The organism is Arthrobacter sp. P1_D4, from assembly GCF_056406115.1.
Genome location: NZ_JBFUAU010000006.1, coordinates 88,281 through 104,194 on the forward strand (window position 1 = coordinate 88,281; position 15,914 = coordinate 104,194).

A 15,914-nucleotide genomic window follows, 5' to 3' on the forward strand; every position below is an offset into this window, starting at 1 on the left:
CCCTAGGAGCTTCCCAAATGCCCACAGACCGAAGCATGACCGACTCTTCAGCAGGCGTCATCGACGCCAGCAGAACCAACCAAGGCGCACCCAAGGGTGTGAAGAAACCGAAGCTACGTCGCCGTCGACTCCGCGAGTCCGACGTCAACGTTGTCGACCAGCCGATGCTCAAGAAGGCACTCGGCGGCACCATCGTGGGTAACACCATGGAGTGGTACGACGTCGGCGTGTTCGGCTACCTGATCACCACCATGGGACCGGTGTTCCTGCCAGAGGCGGACAAGTCCGTCCAGACCCTGTTCCTGCTCGGAACATTCGCCGCCACCTTCATCGCCCGCCCCCTCGGCGGAGTCGTGTTCGGCTGGCTTGGCGACAAGATCGGCCGCCAGAAGGTCCTCGCCGCGACCCTGATGATCATGGCCGCCAGCACCTTCGCCGTCGGGCTCCTGCCCGGCTACGCACAGATCGGCATCTGGGCTGCGGTCCTGCTGGTCCTGTTCAAAGTTATCCAGGGCTTCTCTACCGGCGGTGAATACGCCGGCGCCACGACCTTTGTGAGCGAGTACGCCCCTGACAAGCGCCGCGGATTCTTCGCCAGCTTCCTGGACATGGGCAGCTACCTCGGTTTCGCCCTTGGCGCGGCCCTCGTTTCGGTGCTGCAGCTGACCCTCGGCCAGGACACCATGGAGCAGTGGGGCTGGCGCATCCCGTTCCTCCTTGCCGGCCCGCTCGGCCTGATCGCCGTGTACTTCCGGAGCAAGATCGAGGAATCCCCGCAGTTCCAGGCAACCCTGGATGCCCAGGAGAACCTCGCCAAGGACGCAACCGCCTCGGACATCACAGCCTCCAAGGGTCCGGTGGGCATCGTGAAGGCGTACTGGCGCTCCCTCATCGTCGCGATGATCCTGGTCGCGGCGGCAAACACCGCCGGCTACGCACTGACCTCCTACATGCCGACGTACCTGACGGAGTCCAAGGGCTACGACGAGCTGCACGGCACGCTGCTGACCATCCCCGTGCTGGTCATCATGAGCCTCTGCATCCCGCTGACCGGCAAGCTTTCTGACCGGATCGGCCGCCGCCCCGTGCTGTGGATCGGCGCCATCAGCACCGTCGTCCTCGCCACCCCTGCCTTCCTGCTGATCGGCATCGGTGAAATCTGGTCCACGCTGGCCGGCCTTTCCCTGATTGCCTTCCCCGTGACGTTCTACGTGGCCAACCTGGCGTCGGCCCTGCCGGCCCAGTTCCCGACGGCCAGCCGTTACGGCGCCATGGGCATCGCGTACAACTTCTCGGTGGCCATCTTCGGCGGCACCACGCCGTTCATCGTTGCCGCCCTGATCAGCGCAACCGGCAACGACATGATGCCGGCCTTTTACCTGATGGCCACCTCGGCGATCGGCGCAGTAGCGATCTACTTCCTCAAGGAATCCGCCCAGATGCCGCTGCCCGGCTCCATGCCGAGCGTGGACACCCAGGCTGAGGCCCGCGAGCTGGTCGCGACGCAGGACGAGAACCCGCTGATCGACCTCGAGCACATGGACATGCCCATGGTCGCACCGGCCGTCGATTCCACCGCAGGGCGCGGGGAAGCCGAGAAAGTCCCGGCCACAGCCTAAGCCTGCCGGTCCGACCGGACCGGCAGCAGTAGTCCAGGCTACGTAGCTGACAGCCCCGCCCTTTGAGGCCTGTTCCGGATGCTTACCCGTTGGGGGACGCATCCGGGCAGGCCTTAGGCGTGTCCGAACCGCTATCAGCACCACCCGGGCGCCGGGGCCCCCGCGAACCCCCGGGATCCGGGGAACCACTGAAACCACTGAAACCACAGGAACCGGAAAGGCGGTTGTGATGTCCCTGCTGCACCACATCCGTTCGCTGCACACCCTGTCCCCGGCCAACAAGGACCACGTGTCGGCTTGGCGGATGGCGATCAGCGTGGCCGTTCCGTCCCTGGCGCTCCTGGCAGCCGGTCGCCCCGAGCTGGCCGGCTACGCCGTTTTCGGCGCGCTGACCGGCATGTACGGCCGCACCGAGCCGCACCAGCTCCGGCTCCGCCATCAAGGCCAGGCGGCTGTCCTTCTGGTTGCCGGCGTAGGAGTCGGCGTCTTCCTCTCGGCCCACCACATTCATTCGTGGGCCCTGGTGATCATTGAGGCCGCGTTCGCCGGCGTGGGCTCGCTGTTCACGGACAAGACTGCCCTGAAACCCGCCGGTCCCTTCTTCGGGATCCTGGCCCTGGGCGCGTGCGCCTCCGTTCCCGCCGCCGCCCCCTGGCACACGGGCCTTCTCATCGCCGCGGGATCGGCCGCGTTCTCCATCTTGGTCGGCTTTGGCGGCTGGTTTGTCGGCCGCACCTGGCAGCGCGGGAGGCGGCGGGACGTCATAATACTGCGCGGGGCAGGGCGCCGGGCGGCGTGGCTGCATGCCGCCCGCTACGTCACCGCTGTCGGCGGCGCCGGCACCCTGGGGGTCCTCAGTGGCAGCGGCCACCCGCACTGGGCCATGGCCGCGGCGGCGGTGCCGCTTGCCGGGGCGGACCTGCCCAGCAGCGTGTACCGCGGCATCCACCGGATTGTCGGCACCCTGATCGGCCTCGTGGTGGTCGCTGCGGTCCTGTTCCCGTGGCCGGGGTCACCGCTGCTGGCCTTCCCCGGGCAGGAGGCCGCCGTCCTGGTCTGCCTCGTGATCGTGTTGCAGTTCAGCACCGAGCTGTTCATGACCCGGCACTACGGCCTTGCCATGGTCTCCTTCACCCCGGTGATCCTGCTGGTCGGACAGCTTGCCGCGCCGGCCGATCCCGGCGTACTGGTGACCGAACGGGCCGTCGAGACACTGGTGGGCGCCGCCGTCGGGATCGCCGTCGTCGTACTGATCCGCCGACGGCGCCTGGCCGTCCGCTGACGTACCCGGCGGCTACTTGGCGCGCCGCGCCGGCCCGGCGACGAGCTTTGAGGGCAGCACCCGCGAAACCGAGGTCAGGACCTTGTAGCGCTTGCTGGGGATCGAGACGGCCTTGCCCTTGGCGTTGTCCGCCAGTCCCTCGCTGACCACCTGCCGGGCCTCGAGCCACATCCAGCGCGGCGTCGCCGTCTTGTCCATCCCCATCCGGTCGTGGAACTCGGTGTGGGTGAAGCCGGGGCACACGGCGGTGACCTTCACCCCGCGCGCCGCATAGGCCATGTTGGCCGAGCGCGAGAAACTCAGCAGCCAGGCCTTCGCTGCCGAATACGTGCCGCGGGGCAGGAAGGCCGCCACGCTGGCGACGTTGATGATCCTGCCGGACTGGCGCCCGAGCATGCCTTGCAGGGCGGCGTGGCTGAGCTCCATGGCGGTTTCGACATGGAGCTTCAGGTGTTTCTTCTCCTCGGCAATGTCGGTGTCCTCGAAGGGCCGCAATAGGCCGATTCCCGCGTTGTTGACCAGGATCTCCACCGGCCGCGCGGGGTCACTGAGGCGCGCGACGACGGCGGCAATCCCGCCGTCGTCGGTCAGGTCCGCGGCGATCGTCTCCGTCGCGGTCCCGTAGCTGTTCTCCAGCTCCGCCGCGGTGGCCGCGAGGCGGCCGGCATCGCGGGCCACGAGCACCACGCGGTGGCCCTGCTCGGCGAGCTGGCGGGCGAACTCGGCGCCAAGGCCTGCCGTCGCGCCCGTGACCAGGGCTGTGCTGCCGGATGTAGAGGCTGTTTGAGGGTTCATAGCGACAGCCTAGTCTCGTCCCGGCTCAGGCCAGGGCCGTGTCTTGCGCCAGTTCGTCCCCTGCCGGGTCACCGTCATCGAGCAGGTGGCGGTTCTGAAGCTCTTCGGCCGCAAGCTCGTACCAGGTGTGCGCCCCGAAAGACGGGCTGCTGGTGTCGAGGTGGCGGTAGAGAGCGTCCGCGAGCCGGCACAGCGCCGTGTCGGACAGTGCCCGGACCGTGGCCACAGGATCCAGCGTTCCCTCGAAGTACTCCGAAAGCGCCAGCCCGTCGATGGAGCCAAGGTCGCTGGGGCCGCCGGTTTCCGCGGCCAGCGGGCTGTTGGCCTCCCCCAGCCCGGAGTCGGATCCGGAGCCGGGCCCGACGTCGAGCAGTCCGGCAGCTTCGCTGTCTCCGTTCCCGGCGACGGCGACCGGGGCCGGGCGGTAGTCGGTGTCGAGTTCGGCGAGGACTTCGGCGTCGGCGCCGACGTGCACAAGGCAGATTGGCAGCACCGCCGGCTCGTCGAGGGCGAAACGAAGCGGCCCGGCCTCTGCGGAGCCCACGGCATCGGGAGCGGGCAGGCGTCCGGCATCAGCGAGACGCCGGAGGTCCAGCAGCACCTCAGGGTCCAGGTGGGAGGCGCCGTGGAGGTCGATGACCACGGCGGCGCCCGGTTCGAGGCGGCAGGCGCGGCGCACGATGTGCAGGAGGGCTGCTGCATCAGACTGCGTAACGCAGCCGGTAATTTCGAGGGTGACCTGTGCGGGATCGACGTCCACCCGGACAAGCACACGCAGTTTATGGTTCATGGGGTACTCCAAAGTCACCTGTCCAAGAGCCAACTGCATAACTCTGGTCAAACTTTACGAGGTTGGTCCGCTGCCCACAAGCGGGCAGGCCCATGACGCCGTTCCGGCCCCCGGGCCAGGCGCTCAGGCTCCCTCGGGGACCCGCTCCGGCCAGTCCACATACTGGTGGTACGACTCATGTTTGCGCAGGTAGCGGTACATGAACGGGCAATTCGGGATGATCCGCTTGCCGGAGGCAACCACGTCATCGAGGGCGAAGTGCGCCAGCACTTTGGCGAGCCCTTGGCCCTGAAACTGCTCTGCGGTATCCGTGTGGATAAAGTCGATATGGCCCGGCCTGTCGATGAAGCGCACCTGGACGGCCAGCTTGTCGCCGACACGGAGTTCGTAACGGTGCAGCTCGTCGTTCCGGGTGGTGGAGACGTCCGGGGTGAAGGTGTCTTCCGTGGTTGCCGAGTTCTCCGTCATGGTTCGACATTGGCACTTAATGGCGGGCGTGGCAATGGCGGTTCCGATCCGCCCTGCCCGTCAGGTGGCGTCGTGAGCCGAACCGGAATCCGGCCCAGGAGCACGACGGCCAGCGCGAAGCAGGCGGCGCCCCCGCCGAGGAGCCCGGGCGTGAGCCCGGTGAGCGCGGCGTTGACTGCCGGGACAAAAACGGCGACGGCGGCCAGCAGCACGGCGGCCGCCGGCCGGCTCGGCGACGGGCCGGGCGCCGTCGGCTGCTCCTCCAGCCTGCCAAACAATGCCACCACCGGCAGCAGCAGGGCGATGACGCCCAACAGCACCAGGGGCCGCCCCCACCACCAGGCCGCGCTACCCCCGGGGGGCTGCGGGAAATCCGTCAGCAACAGCACACCGGACATCGCCGCCAGCAGGGGCAGATGCCACAGATAAACAGTCATGGACCGCCGGCCGGCCACGCCCATCATCCGGCGCACCCCGGCCACGGACGCGATCCGGGACAGCACCGGCCGGAAGAGCTGGAGGGCGGCGGCCTGCGAGATGCCCAGGAGCAGCAGCGTCACATTGGGCGGATTGAGGTTCACCAGCATGTTCCCGGAATACAGCCCCAGCAGGACTATCAACCCCAGCAGCATGTTGCTGGCAACCATGATGCCCAGGTGCGCCGGCCGGCCCGGCAGCAGCCGCGGGCCATCCGCCACGATGAATCCGAGCTGCTGCACGGCGCACCACAGGAACAGCATGTTCAGGTATGCCAACAGCGGCAGCACTCCCCGCAGGCAATCGACCGTCACCACCAGGACGGTGAGGCCGGCGAAGGTCAGCCATGGCGCGCGGGTGTGGAGGGCCGCCAGCCAGGGAAGGTTGAGTTGCGCGGCGAGGTACGCGGCCAGGAACCACAGCGGCATGCCGGCTCCGCTGGTGAGCAGCTCGATGACCTGAGGGTCAACCCCTGCGAGGCGGGCCGCCGACAGGCCAACGAACATGACCGCCAGCAGGACGGCGGCCGGCCGGATCAGGCGCAGCAGCCGGGCCTGCATGAAATCGAAGGCATTGCCGCCCCTGGCGCGGAGCCGGCGCCAGGACTGCAGCCCGGTGATGCCACCGGCCACAAAGAACAGCGGCATGATCTGGAAGACCCACACCACTGGTTCAAACCAGTGCTGATCGCCCAAGGTGTTCTCGGACGTCACGGTGCCGTCCGGGTGCAGGACGGGACTCACCATCATGGTGTGCGCGACCACCACCAATGCCAGGCAAAAGAAGCGGACAAGGTCGATCACCGGGTCTCGGTCCGGCGTCGGCGCCGGGTCGCCGGCTGGCCGCTGCTGCGCAAGCATGGCACCCCTCGGGAAGGCAGGCTGTGGTGCCATCATTGTCGGGCCGGGGCGCCCTGGCTGCCAGAGCAGTATGGCCCGGATGCGCGCCGGATGCGGGCCATACTGCTCTGGCAGTCACAGTGTCAGCGCGAGAGTGTGGCCAGGGCTGTGGCCGCGAAGGTCCTGGCCGAGGCATTCCACAGGCCCAGCAGTGCCTGGAGGTTCTCGCCGTCGGCCCGGTGGGCGGTGGTCTGTTCCTCAAGGACCGCCAGGACGCCGGTGCGCAGCTCGGTGTTGAAGTTGACCTTGCCCACGTTCATCGCGGCTGCCTTGACCAGTTCCTCGGCCGGAATGCCGGAGGCGCCGTGCAGGACCAGCGGGATCCGGGTCCGCACGGCGATGTCCTGCAGCACGTCCCAGCGCAGCCGGGGCTCGCCTTTGTACTTGCCATGGACATTGCCCACAGCCACGGCGAGCAGCTGCGCCCCGGTGCGGGCCACGAAGTCCTCCACCTGGGCGGAGTCGGTGAGCCCGGCGGGGGCGTCCGACTCCACATTGCCTGCGGCGTCGCCTGCGTTATCCGCGGCGTCGGTCCCGAAGGCCCGGTCCTCGTCGCCGGCGAGTCCGCCGAGTTCTGCTTCAATGACGACGTCGGCCCGGCCCTGCGCCGCCAGGGCCGCGCGGACGTTCCGGACCAGGTCGATGTTGTCCTCGTACGGCAGCGAGGACCCGTCGACCAGCACCGAGTCGGCCCCGGCACTGACGGCGTCGGCGATCACCTGCGGGTCGGTGGCATGATCCAGCTGCACCGCAATCGGCACCGAGGCTGCGTCGGCGAGTCCGCGCAGGGCGGCGATCAGCCGCAGCCCGTTGGGCGTTGCCGCGGTCTTCGGCGCGACCAGCAGGATGGCGCCCCGGCCGGATTCCTCGGCCGCCCCCACAACGGCGAGCGCGGTGGTGAAGTCGTAACAGGTGAACGCCGGAACGGCAGAGCCTTGCTGCAGGGCGCCGGTCACCAGGGTGTCCAGTTGGGTACGCATCAGGCGCTCAGTCCCCCCACCAGCATCCAGGCGACGAATGTCAGGGCGAAGCCTGCCAGTCCCAGCACGGTGGTGAGCACGGTCCAGGTCCTGAGGCCGTCGGCGACGGTCAGCCCGTAGTAGCGCACAACCACCCAGAAACCGGCGTCGGTCACGTGGGAGAGGCCGAGGGCGCCGAATCCGATGGCGATCACGATCACGGCGGTCTGCGCCGGCGTGTATCCGCCGCCGGCGACGGCGGAGGAGAGCAGGCCGGCCGTGGTGACGATCGCGACGGTGGCCGAGCCCTGGGCTGCGCGGAGGGCGAGGGAGATGATGAAGCCAAGCAGCAGCAGCGGAACGCCGAGCGTGTCGAGGGATTCGGAGAGAGCCTTGCCGATTCCGCTCACCTGCAGGACGCTGCCGAACACGCCGCCTGCTGCAACAACCATCAGGATGGACGCGATCGGAGGCAGCGCGCCTTCGAAGATTTCGCCGGTTTCCGTCAGCGACCACTGCCGGCGGACGGCCAGGAGGAAGAAGCAGAGCGCAACGGCCACCAGCAGGGCGAAGACGGGGTTGCCCACGAAAGCCGCGACGCCGTACCAGAAGTCGTTCTTGTCGATCACCAGGGTGCCGACGGTGCCGAGGAGGATCAGCACGATCGGGGTGGCGATGAGGAAGATGATCAGTCCCGGACGGGGCGGGGCGATGGCTTTGCTGCCCGGGCCCTCGTGGCCAACGCGGACCATGGTGGCGGAGCCGAACTCGTCCACCTGGGTTTTGACGGCCGGCAGCAGCTCGTAGGTCTTGCGGTTCATGATGGACGCGACCCAGTAGGACAGGAAGCCCAGCGGCACGCAGATGGTGAGCGAGATCAGGGCGATCAGTCCGATGTCGGCGCCGAGCACGCCGGCACCGGCAACAATCCCCGGGTGCGGGGGCACGGCCACGTGGATGGCCAGCATGATGCCGGCCATGGGCAGGCCGAACTTCACCGGGTGGACGTTGGCGATTTTAGCGAAGGCGTAGACGACCGGCACCAGGACAATGATGCCGACCTCGAAGAACACCGGAATCGCGACCAGGAAACCGACGGCGGTGAGGGCCACGGCCACCCGGGTGGCGCCGAGTTTGGCGGTGAAGTGGTCGGCGAGGGACTGGACGCCGCCGGAGACCTCGATCATCCGCCCCAGGATCGCGCCGAGCGCAATCAGGAGGGCGACCTTGCCCATGGTGCCTCCCACCCCGGCGGCCACCACGGTGAACACGTCCTTGAGCGGGATCTGCGCGGCCACGGCCACCAGGATGCTGACGGTCAGCAGGGCCACGAAGGCCTGGATCTTGAAGCGGATGATCATCACCAGCAGCAGGGCGACGCCGGCCGCCGCGATTGTCAGCAGCAGCGGAGTTCCCAGCTCCACGGCCGGCTTGATGACGGGCGCGTCGGCGGCGCGCACCATCAGGGAATTGAGCAGGGGGGTCATGAAGAGGTGTCTCCTTTGACAGGAAGGTCGTCCGACGATTCAACCGTGAGGTAAAAGTGGCGGAACAGTGGGGTGGGGACCCGACGACGGCGGAGGGGGGCTACCGGGGCGGCGAGGCCGGCGGCGCGGGTGGCCTTGCCGACGATCCCCATGTCCTTGACGAAGATGTCCAGCCGGCTGAGGACTTCGGCGCCGTCCTCGGTGTAGGCCTCCAGGATGCGCGGTCCGCGGTTGGAGAGCATGAAGGAGCCCGCTGCGCCGGCTTCGAGGGCGGCGAGGGTCTTGGCCTGGTCCAGGCCGAGGGCGTCGGCCAGGGCCATCGCCTCGGCGGCGGCGGCGATGTGGATGCCGCAGAGCAGCTGGTTGACGGTCTTGAGGGCCTGGCCGTCGCCGGGCTTGTCGCCGACCACGGTCAGGGTGGAGGCCAGCAGTTCAAGGGCCGGGCGGGCCTTTTCCCGGGCCTCGGGCGAGGCGCCCACCACGATCAGGAGGTCGCCCTCGCCGGCACGCCTGGGGCCGCCGGACAGCGGGGCATCAACCAGTTCGACGCCGTATTCGGCCAGGCGGTCGACGGTCGCCGGGATGGCCTCGGTGCCCACGGTGCTGCCCAGGATCACGACGGCGCCCGGCTTGAGCACGGAGGCCACGCCGTGCTCGCCGAACAGGACATCGCCCAGCTGTTCACCGTTGCGCACTGCCAGCAGCAGCGCGTCGGCGCCTTTCGAGGCTTCCCGTGCGGAGGCGAAGGTGCGGATGCCGGCCTCTTCGGCCAGCTTCAGGCGCGGCTCGGCGATGTCGAAGCCGTGGACGGTGAGCTCGCTTGCCAGGCGCGTGGCCATGGGCAGGCCCATGGCGCCAAGGCCAAGGACGGTGATGGTGTAGTTGCTGGTCATGGTGTTCTCCATCGAATGACGTGTGGTGCTGGGCCCATACCGGCGGGGGCCCTGCCTGAGGTTGTGAAGGCTGGGAGCCGGCGGGGATTAGAAGGTGTTGCTGAGCTTGCGCGTGACATCGGCGAGGGACTGGTCGTCGCCCACGTTGCCGGCGAAGACGATGTACGGGATGCCCTTGGCAGGTCCGTCCACCGGTTCCCACAGGCTGACGATGCCCGGCAGCATGGGCCCGCGGACTATCGCGTGCCGGATTTCCAGGCCGTGTGCGGCCACGTCCGAGGACGTGATGCCGCCCTTGGCGATCACGAAGCGGGGCGGGAAAGTCTTCAGCGTGCGGTTCACCACCGCGACGACGGCGGCGGAGACGGTGCGGGCGATTCGCAGGCTTTCGGCGGCGTCGGAGGTCTTGATCAGGAGCCGGCTCGTGTGCACGATCACGTCGCCGCCGCGGAGTGCAGCGACCACCGTGTCCACGGTTTCGTCCAGGTACTCCCCCGCGTTGTCGCCGAGGAGCTTCTCGACGTCGATCTCCACGATCCGGGCCGCGCTGTGCTGCTCGGTGAGGGCGTTGAGCTGGCGGGTGGTGACACCGACGTGCGAGCCGACCACGATCAGGCCGCCGGCTTCCGAGGGGGTATTGCCCGCATAGGCTTCCTCGCCGCTGAGTTCGGTGCGGATTTCCTGGCCGATCCGTGCCCGGACAAACGGCGGGCCCACGCGGTAGAGCAGCTTCTTGCCGCGGCTTTCCGCTTCTTCCAGGCCCAGGGCCAGCGCCCGTAAGTCGTTTTCGGTGACGATGTCCGCCACGATCGGAGTCGAATCCGTGGCGGCATCGATGGCATCGGCAATGGCCTTGGCGGAGATCATCGGATCGGCGGACGCCCGGATGATGTCCAGATCCAGCACGATCACCGAATCCGCGGGGAACCGGCCGTTCGACTTCTCCTCGACGTACTTGGCCATCTCCGAGTTGGCGAAGCCGAAGCTGGCGTCGCGGGCGAATTCGGTCTCGGCCACGGGGGTGAGCTGCCCGGCGTCCTTGCCTGTGCCGCGGGTGAAGTGCACGCCGCCGACCGTCACGCGGCCGGCGTCGGGGAACGCGGGAACGATCACGACGCCGTCCGTCTTCTCGCCGTTGACGGCGGTGACGGTGGCGGCGATGACGTCCGGTTCGAGCGGGTAGTGTCCGCGGAGGGTGGAGTCGCTGCGGCTGACAAAGCTGAGCCGAAGCGCGGGTTCAGCGGACGCTGCGGCCGCGAGTGCGTTGCGGACGATCTCCTCGTTGCGGGCAGCCGCCTCGGCAGGGTCAAGGCTGCGGGTGTTGGTCAGCACGTAGACCGCGCGCTGGCGCTGGCCGTTGACTTCGTAGGCGAACGCCCAGGCAAAGTCCGCCACTTCCCAGCGGGTGAGGACCGGCAGGTTCGCCACGGACTGGGTGCCGGTGGGGTCGTCGTCGAGTACGACCAGGACACGGGGGGATGCCTCGGAGGAGGCGGCCACGCTGTCTGCCACCAGCCGGGCGGGGATCTGTACTTCCGCGGGGAAAGCGGCCAGCACGTCTGCTTCGAGGGGCACTATGCACTCCATTGTGTGTGGATCTGTCAGTGGAAAACTGCGGTTCTCCGCGAGCCGCAGCAGGAACAAAATGTAAGATGTCAGACATCTTGCATATGAATGCTAGTGTGGCATATGGCACAACGACGCGCAAGTAGACTTGGCCATCACGGAGCACGCCATCAGGCAACAAGTCGCTGGACGGGGAGAATTGGCTAGGAAATCGCTGGTCGGCGTTGTGGCCGACGAACTGCTGGACCGGATTATTGGCGGCGAGTTTCCGCCCGGCGCGAGCGTCCCCGGCGAACTGGAGCTCAGCTCCCGGCACGAAGTCAGCCGCATGACCGTGCGCGAGGCCATGAAGACCCTTGAAGCCCAGCGGATCCTCAGCGTGGAACGCGGCCGGGGCACGTTCGTGAACCCGGTGAACCGCTGGGGATCCCTGGACGCCGTACTGCGGGCAGCCTCGGAGGGCACAAATGACGCCTCGGCCGCCATCCAGCTCATCGAGCTCCGGCGGATGCTGGAGACGGGCGCCTGCGAACTGGCTGCCGGGCGGATGTCGGACACGGACATCGAGGCCCTCCGCGCGCACGTCGACAGGATGCGGCTGGCCCACGAGAGGAATGATCTCGCGGCATTCGTGGAGGAAGACCTCGCTTTCCACGACCTCATCCTGCAGGCCTCGGAAAACGTCTTCGTCGCCGTGTTATTCGAACCCTTGCACCGCGTGCTGGAAAAACGGCGGACGGAAACTTCCAAGGTGCCGGAGATCCAGGAGCACGCCATCGGGCACCATCAGAACATCGCTGACGCCCTGGCCTCCCGCGACCCGCACCGCGCCCGCGACGCCATGGACGCCCACATGCAGCAGACCCTTGACGACCTGAAGACCTTCGTGCTGGCCGGCGGCCCCGCCTGACGCGGTCCCGCGCTTTGCCCGGATGATGAGCTCAGGCGAGTGAGAGGAAGAGCTTCTCGAGTTCGGCGCGGTCCAGGCTGGGGTCTTCCTGCTGCATGCACTGCTGCAGGCCCGTGGCAATGATGGAGAATCCAGCCTTGTCCAGGGCACTCGACACGGCCGCCAGCTGGGTCACGACGCTCTTGCAGTCACGGCCCTCCTCGATCATCCTGGTGACGGCCGCGAGCTGGCCCTGGGCGCGGCGAAGCCGGTTAATAACAGGCTTCATGTCAGTGGGATCGAGTTCCATTGGTTCCTCCGGTTCGATGCGTCAGGCTCCCCATTATACCCCCCTGAGTATTTCGCCTCCCGGGTGGCGGACGGCCAGGGGTGGCCGCCGCGGCCTCATGCCGCCCCGCTAGGGGCATAAGTACCTAGCGAGGCATGGAATATCGGCGTATTGCTGGTGATGTGAACGCCGCCAGGTTCCTAGAGCCGGACGCCGGCGGTACCGGCGTCAACCTCCCCGCCGCGGGGCCGTGGCATCCAGGGGATCAGACCTCCGCACGCGGGCCTGCCGGTGACCTGCGTTCCCGGCCGTGGAGCCGGTATGTCGCCTTGGGCGACTCGTTCACGGCAGGCGTCGGCGACCCGGAACCGCTGAGCCCCGGGGGCATTCGGGGGTGGGCGGACCGCATCGCCGAGGAACTCGGCGAGGGCCGCCGCGAGTTCGGGTACGCAAACCTTGCCATCAGCGGCCTGGTCCTGCGCGAAATCCTCGACCAGCAACTCGGACCGGCCCTGAACCTGAAGCCTGACCTCGTCTCGCTCTCCGCCGGCGGGAACGATCTCGTGTTTCATCGCGGCGATCCGGACCGGATGGCCGCCGCCCTGGACGACGCCGTGGCAGCCCTCTCCGCCACCGGGGCCACGGTGGTCCTCTTCACCGGGCCGGACTGGGGCGAGACCGCCGTGTTCGGACACATCCGGGGGAAGGTCGCGGTATTCAACGAGAACATCCGTGTCATCGCCGCCCGGCATGATGTCGTCATCGCCGACTTGTGGGCCCTGCGGCAACTGAGCGATCCGCGGATGTGGGATCCGGACCGCCTGCACTTCTCGCCGCTGGGACACCACACCATTGCGGCCATGGTCCTGGACACGCTCAGCGTGCCACACCGCCTGCGGCCGCTGGAGCCGAAGCCGATGCCGCCGGGCAACTGGCGGGAGACCCGGGCCGGTGACCTGGCTTGGATGGCGCACTACATGCTGCCCTGGATGGTGAGCCGGATCAGGCCGCGCGCAGACGCCCCGCCCCGGCAGGCCAAACGCCCGCTGCCCGGACCGCCTCCCGGGGTCCCGGACTCCGGGCACAAACCCCTAGTCCGGCCGGGTTCGGTCGGCTAGTCTGCAGGAACGGCCCACAGCCGGGCATCGATGGCGATCACGAGGAGCGAAGTTGTCTAATCACACTTACAGCATTTCTGAAATTGTCGGAACCTCGAGCGAGGGCGTCGATGCGGCCGTCCGGAACGGCATCGCCGAGGCCGCCAAGACCCTCCGGAACCTTGACTGGTTCGAAGTCAAGGAGATCCGCGGCCACCTTGAAAACGGGCAGGTCGCCGACTGGCAGGTCACCATCAAGCTGGGGTTCCGCCTGGAGCGTTGACGCCAGACTCCGGAGCGGGCCGGCACGCACCGCCCCGCTCCGGAGAAACCCGCAACCCGTCAGGGCAGAGGAGGCCAGGGCGGAGAGGAAAACTTCATGCGCTATACGCATCTGGGCCGCTCCGGCCTGACAGTCTCGCGCCTTTGCCTGGGCACCATGAACTTTGGCCCGCAGACCGAGGAGACGCAGGCCTTCGCCATCCTGGACACCGCGCAGGCCGCCGGCATCAACTTCGTCGACACGGCCAATGTGTATGGCGGGTCCAGCCACCGCGGCTGGACGGAGGAGATAGTCGGCCGCTGGTTCGCCCAGGGGGGCGAGCGCCGCGAGCGCACGGTGCTTGCCACCAAGTTGTTCGGCACCATGACCGACCGGCCCAACGAGTCCAAACTCTCGGCACTGCACATCCGCCGGGCGCTGGACGCCAGCCTGAAACGGCTGCAGACGGACTACATCGATCTGTACCAGTTCCATCACGTGGACCGGAACACGCCTTGGGATGAGATCTGGCAGGCTATCGAGGTCGCCGTCCAGCAAGGCAAGATCCTATACTCCGGCAGCAGCAACTTCGCCGGCTGGCACATCGCCCGGGCCCAGGAAACCGCCGGCCGCCGCAACTACAACGGGCTGGTCAGCGAGCAGTCGATTTACAACCTGCTGACCCGGGACGTGGAACTGGAGGTCATCCCGGCCGCCCAGCAGTATGGCCTGGGGATCCTGCCATGGTCGCCGTTGCACGGCGGCCTGCTCGGCGGAGTGCTGAAGAAGGAGAACGACGGCGTCCGGCGCATCGCGGGCCGGGCCCTCGATGCGCTCAAGTCGCACCAGAAACAGATCCGGCGATACGAGGAATTCGCCGCCGAACTGGGTCAGGAACCCGCGGACGTGGCACTCGCGTGGCTGCTCCACCAGCCGGCAGTCACCGCTCCGATCATCGGCCCGCGTACCCTCGAGCAGCTCGAAGCCTCCGTCAGGGCGCACAAATTGAAGCTCGACACCGATGCGCTCAAGCGCCTCGACGAGATTTTCCCGGGCCACAGGACGGCTCCGGAAGACTACGCATGGTAGGGCGCAGTCGGCTGTTTTGGCACCCCGCCCGCCGAACCCACGGGTGTCGGGTGGCTCTTTGATACTAAGCATGATTAGTATTAGGGCAGAAGGATGTAGCGCACCCGGCAATCCGGGTGCCTCCTCTATGAAAGAAGAAGGAACGAAAAATGGGTTTTCTCGCATTTCTGATTCTGGGCCTCATCGCCGGCGCAATCGCTAAGGCCATCCTCCCGGGACGTCAGGGCGGTGGCATCATCATCACTCTGATCCTGGGCGTCGTCGGCGCCCTGCTCGGCGGATTCATTGGCAGCGCACTGTTCGGCGTGGGCATCAACGAGTTCTTCTCGCTGTCGACCTGGCTGCTGGCCATCGGCGGTGCGATCATCGTCCTGCTCGTTTACGGCATGATCAGCAAGCGCTCAGCCCGTTAACACGGAAGCTGACCGGAAACCGGCTCTGGGTTATTCCCGGGGCCGGTTTTTTGCACTATTTTGACAGCAAGGCGGCCTGCCGGCCGCATGGGCCGGCACTGCCACCCACCGTCCAGGAACTGTTCAACAACGTCTACTTTTCACCTACGTCAGGGAGCAGGAGCACAGCATGAAGGGCAAATTTCTTTTCGCCACCGGACTGGCAGCAGGGTACGTCTTGGGATCGCGGTCAGGCCGCGCAGCCTATGACAAGCTCAAGGCCAGGTCGGCAGAGCTCTGGCACAGCAAGCCGGTCCAGGACAAGGTGGCCGCGGCAGCAGAAACGGTCAAAGACAAAGCCCCCGAGGTCTCCGAGCATCTCGGCGAAGCCGCCCGCCGCGCCGGTACCGTCATAAGCTCCGCTGTCCACCGCGATGCCGGCCACGGAAGCACGTCCGCGGCCACGCCCGGAACGGCCACGCCCGGAGAACAGGGAGCAGCCACGCCCGGAACGCCGGCACCCGGGGCCCGCGATGTCCATTCCGACCCTGCGCTCACCGACCAGACCGGCCAGGACTGGTCGGACGAGGGCGGTGCCACCCCGGCGGGCCCGGCCACCAACGTGAACGAGGACAAACTGCCCTAGGGGTTCTTTGAGGGG

At 67.6% G+C, this 15,914-nt stretch carries 17 protein-coding genes; 8 read left to right on the forward strand and 9 right to left on the reverse strand.

Going from position 1 to position 15,914, the window contains the following annotated elements; genetic code table 11:
• The first annotated feature begins 17 nt into the window (after positions 1–17).
• Complete coding sequence (locus tag AC1D0A_RS06970) at positions 18–1,619, forward strand: MFS transporter (RefSeq protein WP_243178349.1); 1,602 nt, start codon at positions 18–20, stop codon at positions 1,617–1,619.
• A gap of 229 nt (positions 1,620–1,848) precedes the next feature.
• Complete coding sequence (locus AC1D0A_RS06975; protein ID WP_476942676.1) at positions 1,849–2,901, forward strand: FUSC family protein; 1,053 nt, start codon at positions 1,849–1,851, stop codon at positions 2,899–2,901.
• A 12-nt stretch (positions 2,902–2,913) separates the two neighbouring features.
• Here the strand turns inward: AC1D0A_RS06975 and AC1D0A_RS06980 are convergent, their stop codons facing one another.
• From AC1D0A_RS06980 to AC1D0A_RS07015, 8 genes are all read right to left on the reverse strand, one after another.
• Positions 2,914–3,696: an SDR family NAD(P)-dependent oxidoreductase gene (locus tag AC1D0A_RS06980; RefSeq protein ID WP_476945451.1), complete on the reverse strand. Its 783-nt coding sequence runs from the start codon at positions 3,694–3,696 to the stop codon at positions 2,914–2,916.
• Between the two features lie 25 nt (positions 3,697–3,721).
• Positions 3,722–4,486, reverse strand: coding sequence for a hypothetical protein (locus tag AC1D0A_RS06985; protein WP_243178346.1), 765 nt, complete (start codon positions 4,484–4,486; stop codon positions 3,722–3,724).
• A gap of 123 nt (positions 4,487–4,609) precedes the next feature.
• Positions 4,610–4,954 carry a GNAT family N-acetyltransferase gene (locus tag AC1D0A_RS06990; protein ID WP_028276599.1) on the reverse strand — a complete coding sequence of 115 codons (345 nt, stop codon included), beginning with the start codon at positions 4,952–4,954 and terminating at the stop codon, positions 4,610–4,612.
• On the reverse strand, positions 4,951–6,291 hold the full coding sequence (locus AC1D0A_RS06995; RefSeq protein ID WP_476945452.1) for an acyltransferase family protein: 1,341 nt from the start codon (positions 6,289–6,291) through the stop codon (positions 4,951–4,953). Before AC1D0A_RS06995 ends, AC1D0A_RS06990 begins: the two co-directional genes overlap by 4 nt.
• 122 nt (positions 6,292–6,413) lie before the next feature.
• Complete coding sequence (locus AC1D0A_RS07000; protein ID WP_476942678.1) at positions 6,414–7,310, reverse strand: class II fructose-bisphosphate aldolase; 897 nt, start codon at positions 7,308–7,310, stop codon at positions 6,414–6,416.
• Positions 7,310–8,776 (reverse strand): GntP family transporter, encoded by a 1,467-nt coding sequence (locus tag AC1D0A_RS07005; RefSeq protein WP_223914661.1) that lies wholly within the window; start codon positions 8,774–8,776, stop codon positions 7,310–7,312. The genes AC1D0A_RS07000 and AC1D0A_RS07005 overlap by 1 nt, the downstream gene beginning before the upstream one ends.
• On the reverse strand, positions 8,773–9,669 hold the full coding sequence (locus AC1D0A_RS07010; protein WP_476945453.1) for an NAD(P)-dependent oxidoreductase: 897 nt from the start codon (positions 9,667–9,669) through the stop codon (positions 8,773–8,775). Before AC1D0A_RS07010 ends, AC1D0A_RS07005 begins: the two co-directional genes overlap by 4 nt.
• An 87-nt stretch (positions 9,670–9,756) precedes the next feature.
• On the reverse strand, positions 9,757–11,244 hold the full coding sequence (locus AC1D0A_RS07015; RefSeq protein WP_243178342.1) for a four-carbon acid sugar kinase family protein: 1,488 nt from the start codon (positions 11,242–11,244) through the stop codon (positions 9,757–9,759).
• 190 nt (positions 11,245–11,434) lie between these two features.
• On the opposite strand from AC1D0A_RS07015, the gene AC1D0A_RS07020 reads away from it, so the two are divergent.
• Entirely contained in the window at positions 11,435–12,145 is a 711-nt protein-coding gene (locus AC1D0A_RS07020; RefSeq protein WP_028276604.1) for a FadR/GntR family transcriptional regulator, read from the forward strand.
• A 31-nt stretch (positions 12,146–12,176) separates the two neighbouring features.
• Here the strand turns inward: AC1D0A_RS07020 and AC1D0A_RS07025 are convergent, their stop codons facing one another.
• Positions 12,177–12,434 carry a metal-sensitive transcriptional regulator gene (locus tag AC1D0A_RS07025; protein WP_018774886.1) on the reverse strand — a complete coding sequence of 86 codons (258 nt, stop codon included), beginning with the start codon at positions 12,432–12,434 and terminating at the stop codon, positions 12,177–12,179.
• 134 nt (positions 12,435–12,568) lie between these two features.
• Between AC1D0A_RS07025 and AC1D0A_RS07030 the strand changes: the two genes are divergently transcribed.
• The 5 genes from AC1D0A_RS07030 (at position 12,569) to AC1D0A_RS07050 (ending at position 15,899) form a co-directional block, all read left to right on the forward strand.
• Positions 12,569–13,531, forward strand: coding sequence for an SGNH/GDSL hydrolase family protein (locus tag AC1D0A_RS07030; RefSeq protein ID WP_476945454.1), 963 nt, complete (start codon positions 12,569–12,571; stop codon positions 13,529–13,531).
• 52 nt (positions 13,532–13,583) lie between these two features.
• Complete coding sequence (locus AC1D0A_RS07035) at positions 13,584–13,793, forward strand: dodecin (RefSeq protein ID WP_243178340.1); 210 nt, start codon at positions 13,584–13,586, stop codon at positions 13,791–13,793.
• A gap of 96 nt (positions 13,794–13,889) precedes the next feature.
• Positions 13,890–14,861, forward strand: a complete 972-nt coding sequence (locus AC1D0A_RS07040) for an aldo/keto reductase (protein ID WP_243178339.1) — start codon at positions 13,890–13,892, stop codon at positions 14,859–14,861.
• Between the two features lie 149 nt (positions 14,862–15,010).
• A complete protein-coding gene (locus tag AC1D0A_RS07045) occupies positions 15,011–15,274 on the forward strand; it encodes a GlsB/YeaQ/YmgE family stress response membrane protein (protein ID WP_018774889.1) in 264 nt (87 codons plus the stop codon).
• Between the two features lie 169 nt (positions 15,275–15,443).
• Positions 15,444–15,899 carry a hypothetical protein gene (locus AC1D0A_RS07050; RefSeq protein ID WP_476945455.1) on the forward strand — a complete coding sequence of 152 codons (456 nt, stop codon included), beginning with the start codon at positions 15,444–15,446 and terminating at the stop codon, positions 15,897–15,899.
• Positions 15,900–15,914 lie beyond the last annotated feature (15 nt).